Source organism: Microbispora catharanthi (assembly GCF_006334915.2).
GTDB lineage: Bacteria > Actinomycetota > Actinomycetes > Streptosporangiales > Streptosporangiaceae > Microbispora > Microbispora catharanthi.
This window is the reverse complement of the sequence record NZ_VDMA02000031.1, coordinates 43,391-58,924: the sequence shown is the minus strand read 5'-3', so window position 1 is coordinate 58,924 and position 15,534 is coordinate 43,391. Positions and strand designations below refer to the sequence as shown.

The window sequence follows — 15,534 nt, the reverse complement described above, 5'->3', positions numbered from 1 at the left end:
GACCGTGCTGGCCGAGTACTTCGTCACCGAACGGGAGACTTTCCTGTTCCTCCTGGACGACGACGCCGACGCGCCACGCACCGAACGCATCCCTCTGACCCGTGACACCCTGCGCGCTCACACCACCGAACTGGTCTCCGCTCTGCACGCCCACGGCACCTTGCCCGCAGACGGGCCGTTGTCCGCGCTCACCGCCCCTCTCGCCCAGGTCAGCGCACCCGGGGACCTGGTATGGATCGTCCCGCACGACACTCTCCACTATCTGCCGTTCAGCATGCTCCATGTGGACGGCGCTCCCCTCGCGGCCCGCAACCCGCTGTGCACCACGCCCAGCGCGACCGTCATGCGGTACTGCCAGGCCAAGCACGACTCATCGCGGCGCCGCGTGCTCGCCTACGCCGACACCGCGCACGACCGGCCGCTGCCCCGCGCCCGCCGCCAGGCCGAAGAGCTCGCCCGCATCTTCGGCGACGACGCCGTCCTCCGGCTCGGCCCGCACGCCACCTCCACCGCTCTCGACACCGATCTCGGTCCCGAACCCGCGCGGATCGTCCACTTCGGCTGCCACGGAACGTTCGTGCCCGAGTCGCCGCTCCGTTCCGGCATCACGCTCGCCGATGGCGATCTCACCGCTGAGCGCATCCTCAACCGCTCCCTCCGCGCGGACCTCGTCACGCTCAGCGCCTGTGAGAGTGGTGTCAACGCCCGCCGCCCGGGCGACGAACTCGTCGGCCTGACCCGCTCGTTGATCTACGCTGGGGCGGCCTCGGTCCTCGTCACCCTCTGGGCCGTCGACGAACTGTCGGCAAGCCTGCTCATGGCCGACTTCTACCGCGAACTCGCAGCCGGCGCCGGGAAAGCGGTCGCGCTCCAGCGCGCTCAGAACACGCTGCGGTCGATCACCGGCGACGAGGTGATCCGCCGGTGCGAGCAGGCGCCGGGTTCCTATGCCGAGGACATCGCCGATGTCCGATTCCGGTGCGGCGACTTCACCGCAGCCCGTGACGCCTATAGCCGTCTCCTCGACGCCGCCGATCCGGACGGTGACCGGGCTGCCCGGTTCTTGGCGGCGGAGACCCGTAGCAGGTGGGCAGCCTCGGCCGCGGATCGTTCCCCCGACTACAAACGGCGAATCTACAGTAATCCCTATCATTGGGCCGCATTCGTATTGGTTGGTGACTGGCGATGAGCCCGACGTTGCTGTCCGAGGCCGACGGCTTCTTTACGGCCCTGCCGTGGCGGACAGGGCTCGAAGCGGCGCGCGCGGCTCTGGCGTCCGGCAGCCTCGGGATCGTCCACGATGACGCGGGTCACGCGGTCGCCGCCGTCCGCTACGCCGACCTGATCGACGTCGCCGAGCCCGACCTGCGCACGGCCGTGCCCCGCCTCGCGCCTGTCATCGAGGTGGACGCCGACGTGACCTTCGCCGAGTTCGCCGCCTCGCCCTCCGTCACCCTTCTCGACCTGGGCGTAAGGGTGCTCGTCCTTCGGGATGGCGACCATACCGTCGGGATCGTCCCGGCAGAGGTGTTCGCCGCTCACCTCGCCTCACCGGACTACACGCCGCCGGCCCCCGTCATGGCTGGAGCGGGCGGCCTCGGCGACTCCACCCTTCCCGGACAGCCACGGACCGGCCTGGCGCCCGTCGTCTGTCAGGAACCCGGATGCGGCCATCTCAACCGGCTGGCCCACTACCGGCACAGCGCGCCGCCCTGGTGCCAGCGCCCGGAACCGCCCCGTCACCGGCTGCAGATGGGCGGCTGAGGGCGTGCTCGGTACCGTCGTCAAGGAGGCCGGGGGGCTGCTGGACCGCCGTTTCTTCCTCAACGGTCTGCTTCCCGTGCTGGCGTTCCTCGGATGCTGTCTTCTCACCGTGGCCGCCGCGAGGGGAGGAGTCGCCGGCGCGGTGAACGCTTGGCAGCGGCAGGATGTCACCATCAAGATCATTCACATGCTGGCGTTCCTCGTCGTCGCGCTCCTCGCCGCCGCGTGGCTGGCCAGTGCCGCGACCACCCTCGTCCGGCTCTATGAAGGCTACTGGCCCGGCCTGATCGGCCGTCCACTACGGGCCCTCGGCCTGCGCTGGCACCGCAACCGCCTGGCCGCCCTCGACCCCGTCGACGACCGGGACTACGCCCGTCTCCACACCAGCTATCCCAGCGACCCCTCCGAGGTCATGCCGACTCGCCTCGGCAACATCCTCAAGAACGCCGAACTACACCCCGAGGACCGCTACGGTCTAGACGCCGTCGTCGTCTGGCCGCGCTTGTATCCGTTGCTCCCCGAAGAGCAACGCACCGCCCTCATCGCCGCCCGCACCGAACTGGAGTTCTTCCTCACCGTTTCCGCCCTCGCCGCTGCCTACAGCGCCACCTCCGGAATCTTCCTTATCCTCGCCGGTGCCGACCCTGGGCTGTTTCTCCTTTGTCACGCCACCGGGGGTGTCGTCGCGCTCCTCGCCTACCGGGCCGCTCTGCCCAGCGCACGCCTCTACGGCCAGCAGGTCAAGGTCACCTTCGACGTCCACCGCGCCCTCCTGCTCACGGCGATCGGTCAGCAGGACACAGCAGGCATTGATGAACACCTTCTCTGGCAGGCTCTGGCCCGCCACTGGTATCGCGGCATCCCATTGGCCGCCACCTACCGTGCAGCCGCCGCAAGCCCCTCGCCCGACGACCTGCTTCTGGACGACCAGTCCATGCCTTCCCGCCGATCGCTCCCGCCGACGGCTGTCCTCCTCGCCGCCATCCTCATCACGAGCGCCCTCGGCGCCGTGCTTCTCCAGTGAACGGCGTTGACGACAGTGGCTCGCGCAAGCGCGCCGGGCGCTCGCAGCGTCCATGCGGAACGGATAGGCGGAATCCGGCTTCACAGGCCCGGCCAGAGTGCTTCGCCCACCCCGGCACACTCTCTCGTCACCGGCTCTCATGTGAGGCGAGGGAGGCCGGCGACCCGGCGGCCCAGCACGGCCAGCAGACACATCATGACCACGCCGACGGCCGCCAGGCCGGCGCGGTCGGCCGCCGTGTCGGTGTTGGAGATCAGGCCGAAGGCGGTGTGGGCGATCAGGGCGCCGGAGGCCAGGGCGAGACTGTGCCGGTCCGTCCACAGGCCGCCGGCCGTCCAGCGGCGCAGGAGCCACGCGGCGGTGACCGCCAGAACGGCGGCGGCCGACATGGGCACGATCACCCACCCGCCGTGGGTGAAGGCGGGCTGGGTCGCGCCGCCGAAGGGGAACAGCGACGCCAGGTATCCGAAGACGGCCACGGCGCCGAACACCCCGGCCGCCGCGGGCGCGGGCGGGCTGATCGAGGACATGCCCGGGCGGGACTTCAGCCGCAGCCCCGCCGCCGCGAGCAGGACCACGGCGGCCGCACAGCCCGCCAGGATCGCCGGCGGCGCCTCGTACCCGGGGTCGATGCTCGTCACCACCGTCGTCCGCAGCAGCAGCGTGCCGAGGACGAAGACCGCCCCGGCCAGCCAGGTGCCGAGTCTGCCCAGGTAGGGGCGGTCGCGCAGGGACGGGACGATCAGGTCGGCCAGGAGGATCGGGATCGCGGCGCTGAAGACCGCGTGGTAGGGGATCTGCAGCTCGGTGTAGGCGCTGTTCACGCCCAGGATCCGGGGCGCCCATCCGGCGGCGCCGTAGATCGTGGGGCTGCTCAGCGCCTGCAGCGCAAGGCCCTCCTCGACGATGCCGTAGGCGGCGCCGAGCAGCAGCACCCCGGTCCAGCCCGTCCCGGCCCGCCGCACCAGCTCGCGCACCAGGACGACGCCCGCGCCGTATATCGGGATCCACAGCAGCAGGAGCCAGGCCATGCGCAGTGGCGGATTGCCGAGGGTGAACTCGGCCACGAGCGGTGTGATCACCGCGAGGAGCAGTGCGGCCAGGCGGCCGCGCGTCTTGTTCGCCGTCATGCGGCCAGCGTGTTCCGCGCACACCACCGACGTCTGCCGCCCCGGGTCCTGCCCGTGGCAACCCAGGTGACAACCCGGCGCCGACTTTGGTTGCTGCCGTCGGCGGGCGCGCCGTCATTACGCTGGGCGTCCGTGACAGCAGACGTACGGCCTGGCCCTGCCAGGACCCGGCGGGACCGGGCGATCCGGGTGGGGGGCGTCGCCTGTGCGCTGGCCGCGGCGGCGGTCGTCGTGCGAGACGACCTCGGCGCGGCTTCCGGCTGGTGGCTGGTCGCGGACGTGGCCGGCGGCGCGGCGGCGTGCGTGGCGCTGTGGCTGTCGCGCCGATGGCCGGCCACCATGGCGCTCGTGGCCGTGGCGCTGGCGGTGCCCGCGGCCTCGGCGTCGGTCGCGGCCGGCATCGCCACGCTGATGGCCGCCCTGTACCGGCGCTCGATCGTCGCGATCGGTGTGGGCGCGGCCTGGGTGGCCGCGACGCTGGCCCGGTTCTGGCTGCGGCCGCCGGGGCTGGCGCCGTACCCGGTGTGGGCGCTGGTCGCGGTGCTGTTCGGGGTGGCGCTGACCGGATGGGGGATGCTGGCGCGGGCCCGCCGCCAACTGGTGCTGTCGCTGGCGGAGCGGGTCCGCAGGGCCGAGGAGGAGCAACGGCGACGCGTCGAGCGGGCCCGCCACGCCGAACGCCTGGCCATCGCCCGAGAGATGCACGACGTGCTGGCGCATCGGCTGTCGCTGCTGGCGTTGCACGCCGGGGCGCTGGAGTTCAACGCGCGGGCCGACCCCGAGGAGGTGGTGGAGGCGGCCGCGGTGGTGCGCTCCAGCGCGCACCAGGCGCTGCAGGAGCTGCGCCAGGTCATCTCGGTGCTCCGCGAGGCGCCCGTCCTGGCCGAGCTGGACCTGCGCACTCTGGTCGAGGAGGTACGGCGGGCGGGCATGGAGGTCGAGATGCACGACGGCGGTGTGCGCCTGCCCGAGCTGCCGGGCGCGACGGCGCGGGCGGCCTACCGGATCGTCCAGGAGGGCCTCACGAACGCCAGGAAGCACGCGCCGGGCATGCCGGTGAGTCTCCGCCTCGGCGGCAGGCCGGACGGGGGGCTCGCCATCGAGGTGCGCAATCCCATGGTGCGCAATCCCATGGTGCACGCTCCCCGGGGGGAGGGCGCCGGCCTGGCCGGGATGCGGGAGCGGGCCGAGCTGGCGGGCGGGCGGGTGGAGCAGGCCGGGGTGGAGAAAGGCGAGTTCCGCTTGGCGGTCTGGCTACCATGGCCGGTGTGAGCGCCATACGCGTGCTGGTCGTGGACGACGACCCGCTCGTCAGGGCGGGTCTGACGCTGATGCTCAGGGGCGCCGACGAGCTCGTCGTGGTGGGCGGCGTGGCCGACGGCGCCGACGTCGGAGCCGCGGTCGACGCGCATGCGCCCGATGTGGTGCTCATGGACATCCGCATGCCGGGTCTGGACGGGATCGACGCCACCCGGCTGCTGCGGCGGCGGCCCGACCCTCCCCACGTCATCATGCTGACCACGTTCGACGCCGACGAGCACGTCTTCGGCGCGCTGCGCGCCGGGGCCAGCGGGTTCCTGCTCAAGGACACCCCGCCGGAGGGCATCGTGGACGCGGTCCTCCGGGTCGCGGCGGGTGAGCCGATCCTGTCGCCCGGTGTGACCCGGCGCCTGATCGCCCACCTGGCGCCGGAGGCGGAGGACCGCCGTCGCGCCGACGCACGCAGGCTGCTGTCCAGGCTCAGCGACCGCGAGCGTGAGGTCGCCGCCGCGGTCGGCCGAGGCAGGTCCAACGCAGACATCGCGGCCGAGCTCCACATGAGCGTCGGCACGGTCAAGAGTTACATCTCCCGCATCCTCGCGAAGACCAGCCTGGACAATCGCGTCCAGCTCGCCCTCATCGCCCACGACAATCCGCTCTAGCCGGGCCCGTTTCCCGCACACGGCCGACCTTCAGCGGAGGTCTCCGGGAGCGGCGGCCTTCACTGGACGACGACGGGCGCGAGCGCCGCGGGAAGCAGGCGGCGCGGGGCTCCTGAGCCGTCCGCCGGCGCCGTCCAGATGTCGGCGCCGAAGTCGCCCGGCAGGGCGTAGCCGAGCGTGCTTGCGTCGAGCCACACCGCCTGGTCGTCGACGCTGCGCCGCTCGGCGATCGGGGTCTCCCGCATGGTCCGAAGGTCGAGGACGTACAGCCGCCACGGCGCGTCCTCGGGCAGGCCGGCCACCCGCTTCTTGAACGCGATGCGGGTGCCGTCGGGGGAGAGCGACGGGCACTCCACGTTCTGCCGCACCGTGGTCAGGGTGCGGGCCGCGACGTCCCCGCGCGCCAGCCACGTGCGGCCCCCGGTCGCGAGGGTGACCCAGAAGTGGCCGTCGTCGGCGAAGGTCACCCCCCACAGGTTGACGTCGGCAGCGTGATAGGGACGGCCGTCCTTGAGCACGCGGTAGGCCTCCAGGTTCTCCTCCAGCGACCAGGTGCGCGTGTCCAGGATCGAGGTGCGGGTGGAGAAGTTCGTCCCCGCGTACGAGTCGCCGCCCACGAAGACGGTCCAGGCCGCCATGCGGCCGGACGGGGAGACCCTCGTGCGGGTGGGGATGCCGGCGAGGGGGAACGCGCGCCGCTCCCGCAGCCGCGCGTCGAGCACCACGGCTCGGTAGGTGTCGCCCAGCGGGCCGTGCGCGGCCTGGAGACAGGCGCCGGTGCCGGACGAGGCGTGGAAGCGCAGGCACCGCACCCCGGACGAGACGCGCGGGCCCCCCGGGTCGTCCGCGGGCACGGCGACCACCTCGTCGCGGTGCGGACCCCACGCCATCGTCCGGAAGAGCATCCGGCGCCCCTGTCCCGCCGCGAGCGTGACCGCACCCGGACCGGCGGAGGGCTCCCCCGTCCGCGGCAGGCCCCGGCTCTCCGCGCGGGCGGCGGCGTGCACCACCACCCAGGCGGACAGACTCCCGAGGAGCAGCACCGCAGCCAGCAGGACCGTCAGGCGGGGTGGGATGGTCACGGGGCTCCCTTCCCTCCGCACGCTCAGGCCGTCCGCTGCGCGGAGGGGCACGCGGAGGAGCGGAGTGCGGCGAGCGCGATGGGGGTGGAGATCGCCAGCCCCGCCGTCGCGACGGCCAGCGCCGGGCCGTCGCCCCAGGCCGTCCAGGCGGCGCCGAACCCGATCGAGCAGGCGAATCGGGCGAGGGCCTGGCCGGTGCCCACCAGGGCCAGCCCTCTCGCCCTCATCGCGTCCGGCACGACGCCGGCGACCGCGGCCGCCAGCACGCCGTCGGTCGCCGCGTAGAAGGCCCCGTGCAGCACGAGCACCGCCACCACCGCCGGCAGCGGCCCGCCGGGGACGGCCAGCACCAGGCCGTACGCGACGAGCAACGCCAGGTGTCCGAGCAGGAACAGCCTCCGCCGCCCGACGCGGTCGGCGACGGCGCCGGCGGGCACGGCCAGCAGCAGGAAGGCGGCCGCGGTCCCGAGCGGCAGCAAGGGGAACCACCGCGCGGGCACCTCGAACCTGCGCTGCAGCAGCAGGTAGACGAAGGAGTCGCTCACCGTCGTCAGCCCCAGCAGCACCGCGCACGCCGCCAGTCGCCCCACGCCGGGCATCCGCAGGAGCGCGGGTGCCCGGAGCGGGCCGGAGGGCGCCGCTCTCCGGCCCGCTCTCCGGCTCGTTTTCGGGGCGACGCCGACGCCGCCGGGACGGCCGGGGACGAAGAGCATCAGCACCAGCACGCCCAGCGCGGCGACGCAGGCACTGACCGTGAAGACGGCGTCGTAACCCTCCGCCGCCACCCCCAGCACCAGGAACGCCAGGACGGGTCCGCAGAGGGCTCCGGCGGTGTCCATCGCCCGGTGCACGCCGAAGGCATGCCCCCGGCGCTCGGGCGGGGCCGCCAGGGAGATGAGGGCGTCCCGGGGGGCGGTGCGCAGGCCCTTGCCCGTACGGTCGAGGGCCAGCACCGCGCCGATCACCGGCAGGGTGTGGGCGACCAGCAGCAGCGGCTTGCACAGCGCCGACAGGGCGTAGCCGGCCACGGCGACCGCCTTGTGCCGCCCGCCCCCACCGTCGGCCAGGTGGCCTCCGGCCAGCCTCACCAGGGCGCCGACCCCGTTGTAGACGCCGTCCAGCACGCCGAAGCCGAGCGGGGACAGCCCCAGCCCGGAGACGAGATAGAGCGGCAGCACGGCGGTGATCATCTCCGCCGACACGTCCGTGATCAGGCTCACCGTGCCCAGGGCCAGCACGGTCCCCGGAACCGCGGCCCACCGCCGTCCCCGGTGGGGGACGACGGCGGGCGCGTCGCGACCGTCCGCGAGGTACACGCGGTCAGTTCCAGATGCCGGAGATGGCCGATGCCGACGCCGCGTTGCCCGCGTGGCCGGTGCCGTACATGTCCTCGATGGTGCGCAGCAGGTTGTAGTGGTTGTAGGTGGTGCCGGAGGACGACCCCGCCGGCACCGGCTGCCCGTAGAGCACGGTGGCGATGCGGTTGCCGCTCAGCCGGTTGTCCTCGTCGAAGGTGACCACGAGAAGGCTGTTGTGGGTCTTGGCCCAGGTCGCGTACGCGCCGAGGTTGTTCTTCAGCCAGGTGTCCCCGGTGGATACCGAGCAGTCGTGCATGTCGCTGCACAGGTTCGGGACGACGAACGACACCTTGGGCAGTCTGGTGAAGTCGGTGGGGAACTGGGCGAACGTGTACGCGGTGGACGTCGGCACGTTGGAGAACCCGAACCAGGGGTTGTGCTTGCGGGCGTACTTGCCGCTGCTGCACGTGGTCGAGCCCTGGCTGGGCAGCGATTCGTTGTAGCTGGCCCAGCTCTTGCCCGCGGCGAGCAGCTCCGACGCCAGGTTGGGCGCGGAACTGAAGCCGGGGGTGTAGCAGGAGTCGTCGGTGATGCCCTGGGTCGACCCGGAGAACATGGCGAAGTAGTTGGGCTGGCTGGGATGGGTCTCGGCGTAGAAGGCGGTCAGGTTGGCCCCGCCGCTCTTCAGGGAGTTGATGTAAGGAGCGCTGGAGCTGCCGACGATCTGGGAGTAGGCGTGGTTTTCGAAGACTACGACCACCGTGTGGTCCGGCGTCGGCAACGTTGCCGCCTGGGCGCTGAAGCCTCCGGCGGCCCACAGGCCCAGGGCGGCGGCGGACAGCGTGAAGGCGGTGGTGAGGGCGGTGATCCGGCGGGACGGCATGGCTGTCCTCCAGAGGGGGGCGTCTGGGACCAGCTCAGGCTAGGAACACCCCATGACGCTGACCGCACGCCCGACATGAAGGTTGGCCGAACGGTAAATGAAGCCCCTTGTCGCCCGCTTTGGTGATGCAGACCGCGAGGTAGTTGGCCAGCGTCAGCTCACCGCACGGCATCGCGGTCGAGCCGTACTGCTCGCAGCAGGACTCGAACACACGCCACGCGCGCCGGTAAGCGATGCGGGTGTTCTCCGCGACGCCGTCGTGGATCAGCGCGGCGGCCTCGGGCGTCAGGCGCTCGCGGGGCGCACTCGGGCAGGCCGGGTGCGCTCTCCAGCGGTAGGCGACGCGAGGCCGCTCACGGCCGGCTCGTATCGGGTGCCGCGTTCTGAGGGAGTCGCGGCACGGGCGGGAGCGCGAACCTTCCTACTTATCGTGCTGTCGGCGCACCATCTCCGTGATCCAGATGGGCGCGAACGGAGACGTGCAGCCCGGGGGAGTCGGGTAGTCCTTGAGCACCTCCAGGCGCTCACCGATGTCGATGGCACGGGCGCGGTGCTCGGCGTGCTCGATCCCGATCTGAGCCAGGCAGTGGTTCATCGCCCACTGCAGGCGATCCGGGGCGTCCTTCATCTCCGCCTCGATGACGTCGAGCAGCCCTGCGAGGTCGAGGCCCTCAGGCTTCTTCGTCACGCGTTCGGTGGTCAGCGCCCAGCCGGCACTCGCGACCACTGGATCCGAATCGGCGGACCAGGCCAGGCGCAGCTCTTCGGAGTGCGGGTTCTTCTTCACCACGTAGTTCACGAGCCAGTCGTGCACCTTCGGCGTGCGCGCCTCGCGCAGCATGACGTCCAACTCGTCACGCTCGAACGCCTTCGGACGGCAGATCAGGATCGCCAGCAGCCTCGCCGCGCTGTCATCGGTCTCCCAGAGCCGGCACGCGAGTTCCTGCTGCGTCTTCAGCCGCTTCGCGAGCGCGCGCAGCTTGCTGAGGTTCACACCGTGATCGTCACCGTGTTTCTCGTTCACCTCGCGTGCCTTCGGGTCCTCGAGCCCGGCCAGCTCGGCCATCACCTCGGCCACCAACGTCTCGGTCGGCGTCGTCTCGGCCACCTCAGCCTCCTGTCCATCACGGGTGAGATTCAGCCTACGAGCACTCGCCTGTTCAGCGGGGGAGACGTGGACGCGGTGGACGAGGTTGCCTCGATCCGATTCCGGCACCGGTGACCGGCGGAGGGGCCGGGTGCCATAGGTATCGCCTATGGCATCTGCTTACATTTCGTCTTTGCCTCTCGTTCTTTTCCGGACGTACCGTTAAACAGCTCGACGAGGTGCTCAGGACCGCCAGGTCGGCGACGAGCACGGTGCCGGAGTGGGCCACCTTCGTGGAAGCCGACGTACGGACACGGGCTGGAGCGGAGGCGCTCGCCGCGGCCGCGCAGGAGGCGCGGACCAGAACGACGGCGCCGTGCCGCTGGGGCGAGATGGTCAGCCCGACGACATCGCCCACGCGGTGCTGTTCCTCGTGTCCGGCCGGGCGAGCTGGCTGACCGGGAGCAAGCTCGTCGTGGACGGCGGCGAATTCCCCAGGGGTTGACGCCGACGGCATTCCAGAACGCCGGTTTCGACAATGAGAACTCACCGAGCCGGGCCGCGGCGAAACCCCGGCACATCACCGAGTTTTGAGAGAAAGAACAAAAGAATCCTGGCATGGATAAGTACAGCGACAAAAATGTAGTGATCACTGGCGGCGGCAGCGGCATAGGGTTCGCGATGGCGGAGCTGCTGGTGCACGGCGGAGCGCGCGTGGTGATCACCGGTCGTTCTCAGGCCACGCTCGACGCCGCGAGGGAGCGGCTCGGCAAGAACGCGGTGGCCGTCCGAGGCGATGTGGCCTCACTGGCCGACCTGGATGCTCTCGCTGACCGTGTGAAGGGCGAACTCGGCACACCCGACGAGATCGCCAGGGCAGCCGCGTTCCTCGCCTTCGATGCCACTTACACCGCCGGCGCCGAATCCGTCGTGGACGGAGTCGCCACCCAGCTGTGAGTTCGTCCTGCCGTCGGCCATGGGCTCGCACCGGTCGCTCGTGGGGGATCGACGCGGCGCGAGAAGACCGCCACCTCGTAGGAGGTGGCGGTCTTGTCGTATCCGGTGGCGGTGCGGCCGTCAGGACATCGGTGAGAAGAATGCGGCATTGTGCCAGGTCTCCTGACGCAGGAGTTCGAGCAGGGCCGTCTCCGCCGGGCCCCGCGCCGGGCCGGACCACGGCGATGACGGGCTGGGACACGGCCGGGAACACCGGGCGGACGAGGTGCTCGTGACCGTGGGGCACCGCGGAGGCCGGGACGAGCGTCACCCCCAGCCCGTGGGCGGCCCAGCGCACGGCCGTCGCCGTCTGGGACACGCGGGCGACCGTGGTGGGGGTCAGCTCGTTGTCCCGCAGCACGTTCAGCAGCACGCCGTCGAGCGCGCTGTCGCGGTCGAACCTCACCCACGGCTCCCTCTCCAGCTCGCGCAGCTCGACCCGGTCGGCGGCGAGCTGCCGGTGCCCGGCGCCCAGCACCACGACGAACTCCTCGTCGCCGAGGTGGTGGGCGTCGTCGGGGGACTGCTCGCACGCCGCCATCAGGGCGAGGTCCAGCACGCCCCGGCGCCCCAATCGCTCCAGTTCGGCGGAGCTCGGCTCTTCGAAGACGGTGACCTCCAGCCGCGGGAAGCGGCGGCGCAGCGCGCTCAGCGCGCCGGGCAGCTGCCGCGTGCCAAAGCCCATCTGCACCGCGACCACCAGCTCGCCCACCAGCTCGTCGGCATGGGCCCGCGCCGTCGCCCTCGCCCGCCGCGACGCGCTCACCGCGACCTCCGCCTCCCGCAGGAACGCTCGGCCGACCACTGTGGGCACCAGTCCGGTCGGCGTGCGGGCGAACAGTTGCACGCGTGTAAGCGAGCGGTGTCGGCGTCCCAGTAGATGGTCTCGAGACCACTTTCCCGCCTTCGTGATTTGATCAACGGGATGGACAACAGGGGCGGAGCGTCATGGCATCTCACGGAAACCTGGGCGGGAAGATCACACTGGCCGTGGTCGGGGCACTGTCATTAGCGGCGCTCGCGTTGGGCGGCATCGCTGCGGCGAACCAGTCCAACGGGTCGGCCGTGACCGTCGTGAAGGAGACGCGAGGGGTCGGCGGCCGGGAGATCCTTTCGACGAACGTGGTGTGTGGAGAGGGTCTGCGGGCCGTGGGCGGAGGTCATGCTTTTCGCGGAGCCCATGACTTGAGCAAGCCGGTGGCGTTCCCGGTGAGCGCACCCGGCAGCACGAGCGATACTCCCGGTGCTGTTCAGAACGCCTGGGACTTCGTCGTGGTGAACCCTACGAGCGAGAAGATCAGCGTCGAGCTGTACGCGACGTGCGTCCCCATAGGTTGACCAGCCCTCTAATCCTCCACGCCCCGTCGACGAACCACACCGCGCCGCGCTGCCGGCCATAGGGGGCCGCACCAGCCGGTGCCGCACCGTAAGATCCTCCGACATCGCATGGGTGCGGGCGGTGTTCGGGGTTGCCGGTGATGGAGCGCATTCCGGGTGCGGAGCATCCGCACACATTGGCCGCCCGGCCCGGCCTCAAAGGACGCGGGCAGGAAGTGAAGCGCCCCGGTCCTAGATAGCGGACCGATGCCGAATGGCGTGGGAGGCCGTCGGTCGGCTCTGCGGCGATGCTCATAACCGTGATTCAGACGGTCCGGAGGGCTGGAAACGGCCGTTCTTTTCTGAAGCGGCAAACGGCGGATCACTCATTTCATCGGGCATGCCTGAAGAAGATCCCGGCAAAGATCGCTGCTCACGGGCGCCTCTCATCGGCAAGGAGTGGCCGACTGTGGCCAGTCGGGAACTTGCCGTAAGTGGCCTATTTACATCTATTCGTCGAACAGTCACCATATGACCGTGGCCACACCCCCTCGTTGATAAGCGGCTGGCGCTGAAAGTGTCACCGAGGTTGTCAACCGACGCGAATTTGCTATCCGCTCGCACGAATACGTGAGGAGAGGGCGTCCCGGGTGGCCATTCAGAGAAATTCTGGATGGCCGGCGATCCCGAATTCCTTAATGGCATAACGCCACACCAGAAGGAATGACACCGTGAGAATGACGCGAAGATTACGGGCCGCCGTGTGCGTGGTGGTGGCCGGTGCAACGCTGGTGGCCGGGGTAGGGACGGCGTCCGCCGCGCCCGGGGTCACCCCGGCCGACGTGACGCTGAAACTGGCTCCGGGCCAGTCGACGACGATCGCCAAGACCGTGTCCACTCCGGCGATCCCGCCCAAGCCGGATATCACGTTCCTGATCGACACGACAGGGAGCATGGGCGGGGTCATCTCGAACGTGCGGACCAATGCGAACACCATCTTGTCCAACGTCGCTTCGGCGCAGCCGGACGCGCAGTTCGCGGTCGCCGAGTACAGGGACGTGTCGGCGGACGCGACCTCGTTCCGGGTGGCGCAGAACCTCACCGCCAACCAGACCGACGTCACCAACGGTCTCAACTCGCTGGTCGCGACGGGCGGCGGCGACCTCCCCGAGGACGGCATCAACGGTCTGTTCCAGGTCGCGTCCGGGGCGATCGGCTTCCGGCCGAACAGCACCCGGATCGTGTTGCTGATCGGGGACGCCCCCAGCCATGACCCCAGCAACGGCCATACGCTGGCCGACGCGATCAGCGCCCTGCAGGCAGCCGACATCACCGTGCTCGCGTTCGACCTGGCCGGGCTGAACACGGGCGGGCAGGCGACCGCGATCACCGACGCCACGGATGGACAACTGTTCTCCGGCCTCAACGCCTCGGAGGTCAGCGACACCATCCTGGCGGCCCTGCACAACCTGCCGGTCACGGTCACCCATCAGCTACGCGACTGCAATCCGAACCTGTCGGTGTCCCTGACCCCGGGCAGCCGGACGGTGACCAGCGGCGATGACGCCACCTTCACCGAGGTCGTCTCCGTCGGCGCCGGAGCCGCACCGGGAAGCACCCTGACCTGCAAGGTGGACTTCCTGCTCAACGGCGTCCTGTCACCAGGCTTCACCGAAACGATCACCGAGCACGTTCCGAAGGCGACCCCGTCGATCGCCACGACGCCGTCGGGCCAGGTGCCCGCGGGCGGGAACGTCTCTGATACGGCGACCCTGTCCGGTGGGTACCACCCGACGGGCACCGTCACGTTCCAGCTGTTCGGACCCGGCGACACCGACTGTGCGACGCCCATCGCGACTCGTACCGGGACGGTGTCGGGCAGCGGCACCGCCGCGTCCGGGAACATCCCCGCGGGCGGGGTGGGCACCTACCGGTGGGTGGCCTCCTACAGCGGCGATGACGCCAACAACCCGGTCACCTCCGCGTGCGGCGATGAAGAGGTCGTGGTTGTGAAGGCCACCCCGGGCGTCGCCACCACCCCGTCGGGGTCCGTGCCGGCCGGCGGCGTCGTGTCCGACACCGCCACCGTCTCCGCCGGGTTCCACCCCACAGGTACTGTCACGTTCCAGCTGTACGGCCCCGGTGACACCGACTGTGCGACGCCGATCGCCACCCGCACCGGCACGCTGTCCGGCAGCGGCACCGCCGCGTCCGGCGACGTGACCATCGGCGCGGCCGGCACCTACCGGTGGACCGCCACCTACGGCGGCGACGCCAACAACAACTCCGTCACCTCACCGTGCAGCGAAGAACAAGTCACCGTCACGCCGCAGCGGCTGACCGGACGGGCCTACGGCCTGACCGCAGACGCCGCCCTGGCCGGCATCCAACTGGTCAACATCGCACGCACCCCCGACACCGGCGCCATCTCCACCACCTCGACCGGCACCACCTCGGTGCCCTGCACCGCCAGCCTCAGCGGACTGATCAGCGCGCACGCCCTGTGCGCCCAGGTCGCCACCACCGAATTCCCCGGCAAATCCGTCGCCACCGCCTCCATCGACGACACCACCGTCGGGATCACCGGCATCCCGGTGATCACCGTCAAGACCATCAAATCCACCTCCACCACCACCTGCGCCGGCTCCACCGGAGCCACCACGATCGCCTTTCTCAAGGTCGGCAACACGGTGGTCATCGCGGAACCCACAAATGTCCAGCCCAACACCACGGTCAACGTCGGCGTCGTCAAGCTCGTCCTCAACGAGCAGACCCCATTCACCACCCCCGACAAGGGCCTGACCGTCAACGCCGTCCACATCACCGTCGACGCCCTCGGCCTGGCCAAGACCAACGTCGTCCTGGCCTCCTCCGAAAGCGATATCGGCAACTGCCCGTAACCCAACCCACCTGAACCAATCAACCCGAGGCCGGGCGGAACACCGTGGCTCCGCCCGGCCTCGGCCGCGCTTCAGGCCGCCGGGGTCGCCACGCGCGCTCCTGGAGCGAACGCCAAATGATCGATTCAAGG

At 70.7% G+C, this 15,534-nt stretch carries 14 protein-coding genes and 1 pseudogene; 9 read left to right on the top strand and 6 right to left on the bottom strand.

Going from position 1 to position 15,534, the window contains the following annotated elements:
* The first annotated feature begins 4 nt into the window (after window positions 1-4).
* From FH610_RS38235 to FH610_RS38225, 3 genes are read left to right on the top strand one after another with little or no spacing between them, the layout of a single operon-like run.
* Window positions 5-1,189, top strand: a complete 1,185-nt coding sequence (locus FH610_RS38235; protein WP_161628188.1) for a CHAT domain-containing protein — start codon at window positions 5-7, stop codon at window positions 1,187-1,189.
* Entirely contained in the window at window positions 1,186-1,764 is a 579-nt protein-coding gene (locus FH610_RS38230; protein WP_139580121.1) for a hypothetical protein, read from the top strand. Before FH610_RS38235 ends, FH610_RS38230 begins: the two co-directional genes overlap by 4 nt.
* Before the next feature lie 4 nt (window positions 1,765-1,768).
* Entirely contained in the window at window positions 1,769-2,788 is a 1,020-nt protein-coding gene (locus FH610_RS38225; RefSeq protein ID WP_139580120.1) for a hypothetical protein, read from the top strand.
* A 137-nt stretch (window positions 2,789-2,925) separates the two neighbouring features.
* On the opposite strand, the gene FH610_RS38220 is transcribed toward FH610_RS38225, so the two are convergent.
* Window positions 2,926-3,918 carry a hypothetical protein gene (locus FH610_RS38220; RefSeq protein WP_139580119.1) on the bottom strand — a complete coding sequence of 331 codons (993 nt, stop codon included), beginning with the start codon at window positions 3,916-3,918 and terminating at the stop codon, window positions 2,926-2,928.
* Between the two features lie 132 nt (window positions 3,919-4,050).
* Here FH610_RS38220 and FH610_RS38215 point away from each other — a divergent pair, with 132 nt between their 5' ends.
* Both FH610_RS38215 and FH610_RS38210 read left to right on the top strand, forming a co-directional pair.
* Window positions 4,051-5,190, top strand: a complete 1,140-nt coding sequence (locus FH610_RS38215; protein WP_139580118.1) for a sensor histidine kinase — start codon at window positions 4,051-4,053, stop codon at window positions 5,188-5,190.
* Window positions 5,178-5,840, top strand: a complete 663-nt coding sequence (locus tag FH610_RS38210) for a response regulator transcription factor (protein WP_139580117.1) — start codon at window positions 5,178-5,180, stop codon at window positions 5,838-5,840. The genes FH610_RS38215 and FH610_RS38210 overlap by 13 nt, the downstream gene beginning before the upstream one ends.
* Before the next feature lie 59 nt (window positions 5,841-5,899).
* Here FH610_RS38210 and FH610_RS38205 read toward each other — a convergent pair whose 3' ends face one another.
* The 4 genes from FH610_RS38205 to FH610_RS38190 form a co-directional block, all read right to left on the bottom strand.
* A complete protein-coding gene (locus tag FH610_RS38205) occupies window positions 5,900-6,922 on the bottom strand; it encodes a TolB family protein (protein ID WP_139580116.1) in 1,023 nt (340 codons plus the stop codon).
* A gap of 23 nt (window positions 6,923-6,945) precedes the next feature.
* Complete coding sequence (locus FH610_RS38200; RefSeq protein ID WP_139580115.1) at window positions 6,946-8,238, bottom strand: MFS transporter; 1,293 nt, start codon at window positions 8,236-8,238, stop codon at window positions 6,946-6,948.
* A gap of 4 nt (window positions 8,239-8,242) precedes the next feature.
* Window positions 8,243-9,103, bottom strand: coding sequence for an alkaline phosphatase family protein (locus FH610_RS38195; protein WP_139580114.1), 861 nt, complete (start codon window positions 9,101-9,103; stop codon window positions 8,243-8,245).
* A gap of 421 nt (window positions 9,104-9,524) precedes the next feature.
* Complete coding sequence (locus FH610_RS38190) at window positions 9,525-10,169, bottom strand: DNA alkylation repair protein (protein ID WP_205826359.1); 645 nt, start codon at window positions 10,167-10,169, stop codon at window positions 9,525-9,527.
* A gap of 397 nt (window positions 10,170-10,566) precedes the next feature.
* Between FH610_RS38190 and FH610_RS45775 the strand changes: the two genes are divergently transcribed.
* The gene (locus FH610_RS45775; protein WP_420813766.1) at window positions 10,567-10,695 is read left to right on the top strand and encodes an SDR family oxidoreductase; all 129 of its coding nucleotides are present in this window, start codon (window positions 10,567-10,569) and stop codon (window positions 10,693-10,695) included.
* Window positions 10,696-10,808: 113 nt separating this feature from the next.
* Window positions 10,809-11,147, top strand: coding sequence for an SDR family NAD(P)-dependent oxidoreductase (locus FH610_RS38180; protein ID WP_139580112.1), 339 nt, complete (start codon window positions 10,809-10,811; stop codon window positions 11,145-11,147).
* A 262-nt stretch (window positions 11,148-11,409) separates the two neighbouring features.
* Here FH610_RS38180 and FH610_RS45770 read toward each other — a convergent pair.
* Window positions 11,410-11,871 (bottom strand): annotated as a pseudogene (locus tag FH610_RS45770) (LysR family transcriptional regulator substrate-binding protein); the annotation flags it as partial.
* A gap of 263 nt (window positions 11,872-12,134) precedes the next feature.
* Here FH610_RS45770 and FH610_RS38170 point away from each other — a divergent pair.
* Together FH610_RS38170 and FH610_RS45405 are read left to right on the top strand one after the other, a co-directional pair.
* Window positions 12,135-12,524, top strand: a complete 390-nt coding sequence (locus tag FH610_RS38170) for a hypothetical protein (protein WP_139580111.1) — start codon at window positions 12,135-12,137, stop codon at window positions 12,522-12,524.
* Window positions 12,525-13,240: 716 nt separating this feature from the next.
* The gene (locus FH610_RS45405) at window positions 13,241-15,403 is read left to right on the top strand and encodes a vWA domain-containing protein (RefSeq protein WP_139580110.1); all 2,163 of its coding nucleotides are present in this window, start codon (window positions 13,241-13,243) and stop codon (window positions 15,401-15,403) included.
* Window positions 15,404-15,534: the final 131 nt, after the last annotated feature.

Excerpts from the sequence above, each read along its gene's own strand:
- FH610_RS38230 (WP_139580121.1), top strand. The coding sequence starts at position 1,186 with ATGAGCCCGACGTTGCTGTCCGAGGCCGACGGCTTCTTTACGGCCCTG.
- FH610_RS38220 (WP_139580119.1), bottom strand. The coding sequence starts at position 3,918 with ATGACGGCGAACAAGACGCGCGGCCGCCTGGCCGCACTGCTCCTCGCG.
- FH610_RS38210 (WP_139580117.1), top strand. The coding sequence starts at position 5,178 with ATGGCCGGTGTGAGCGCCATACGCGTGCTGGTCGTGGACGACGACCCG.
- FH610_RS38195 (WP_139580114.1), bottom strand. The coding sequence starts at position 9,103 with ATGCCGTCCCGCCGGATCACCGCCCTCACCACCGCCTTCACGCTGTCC.
- FH610_RS38190 (WP_205826359.1), bottom strand. The coding sequence starts at position 10,169 with ATGGCCGAGCTGGCCGGGCTCGAGGACCCGAAGGCACGCGAGGTGAAC.
- FH610_RS38180 (WP_139580112.1), top strand. The coding sequence starts at position 10,809 with ATGGATAAGTACAGCGACAAAAATGTAGTGATCACTGGCGGCGGCAGC.
- FH610_RS38170 (WP_139580111.1), top strand. The coding sequence starts at position 12,135 with ATGGCATCTCACGGAAACCTGGGCGGGAAGATCACACTGGCCGTGGTC.
- FH610_RS45405 (WP_139580110.1), top strand. The coding sequence starts at position 13,241 with ATGACGCGAAGATTACGGGCCGCCGTGTGCGTGGTGGTGGCCGGTGCA.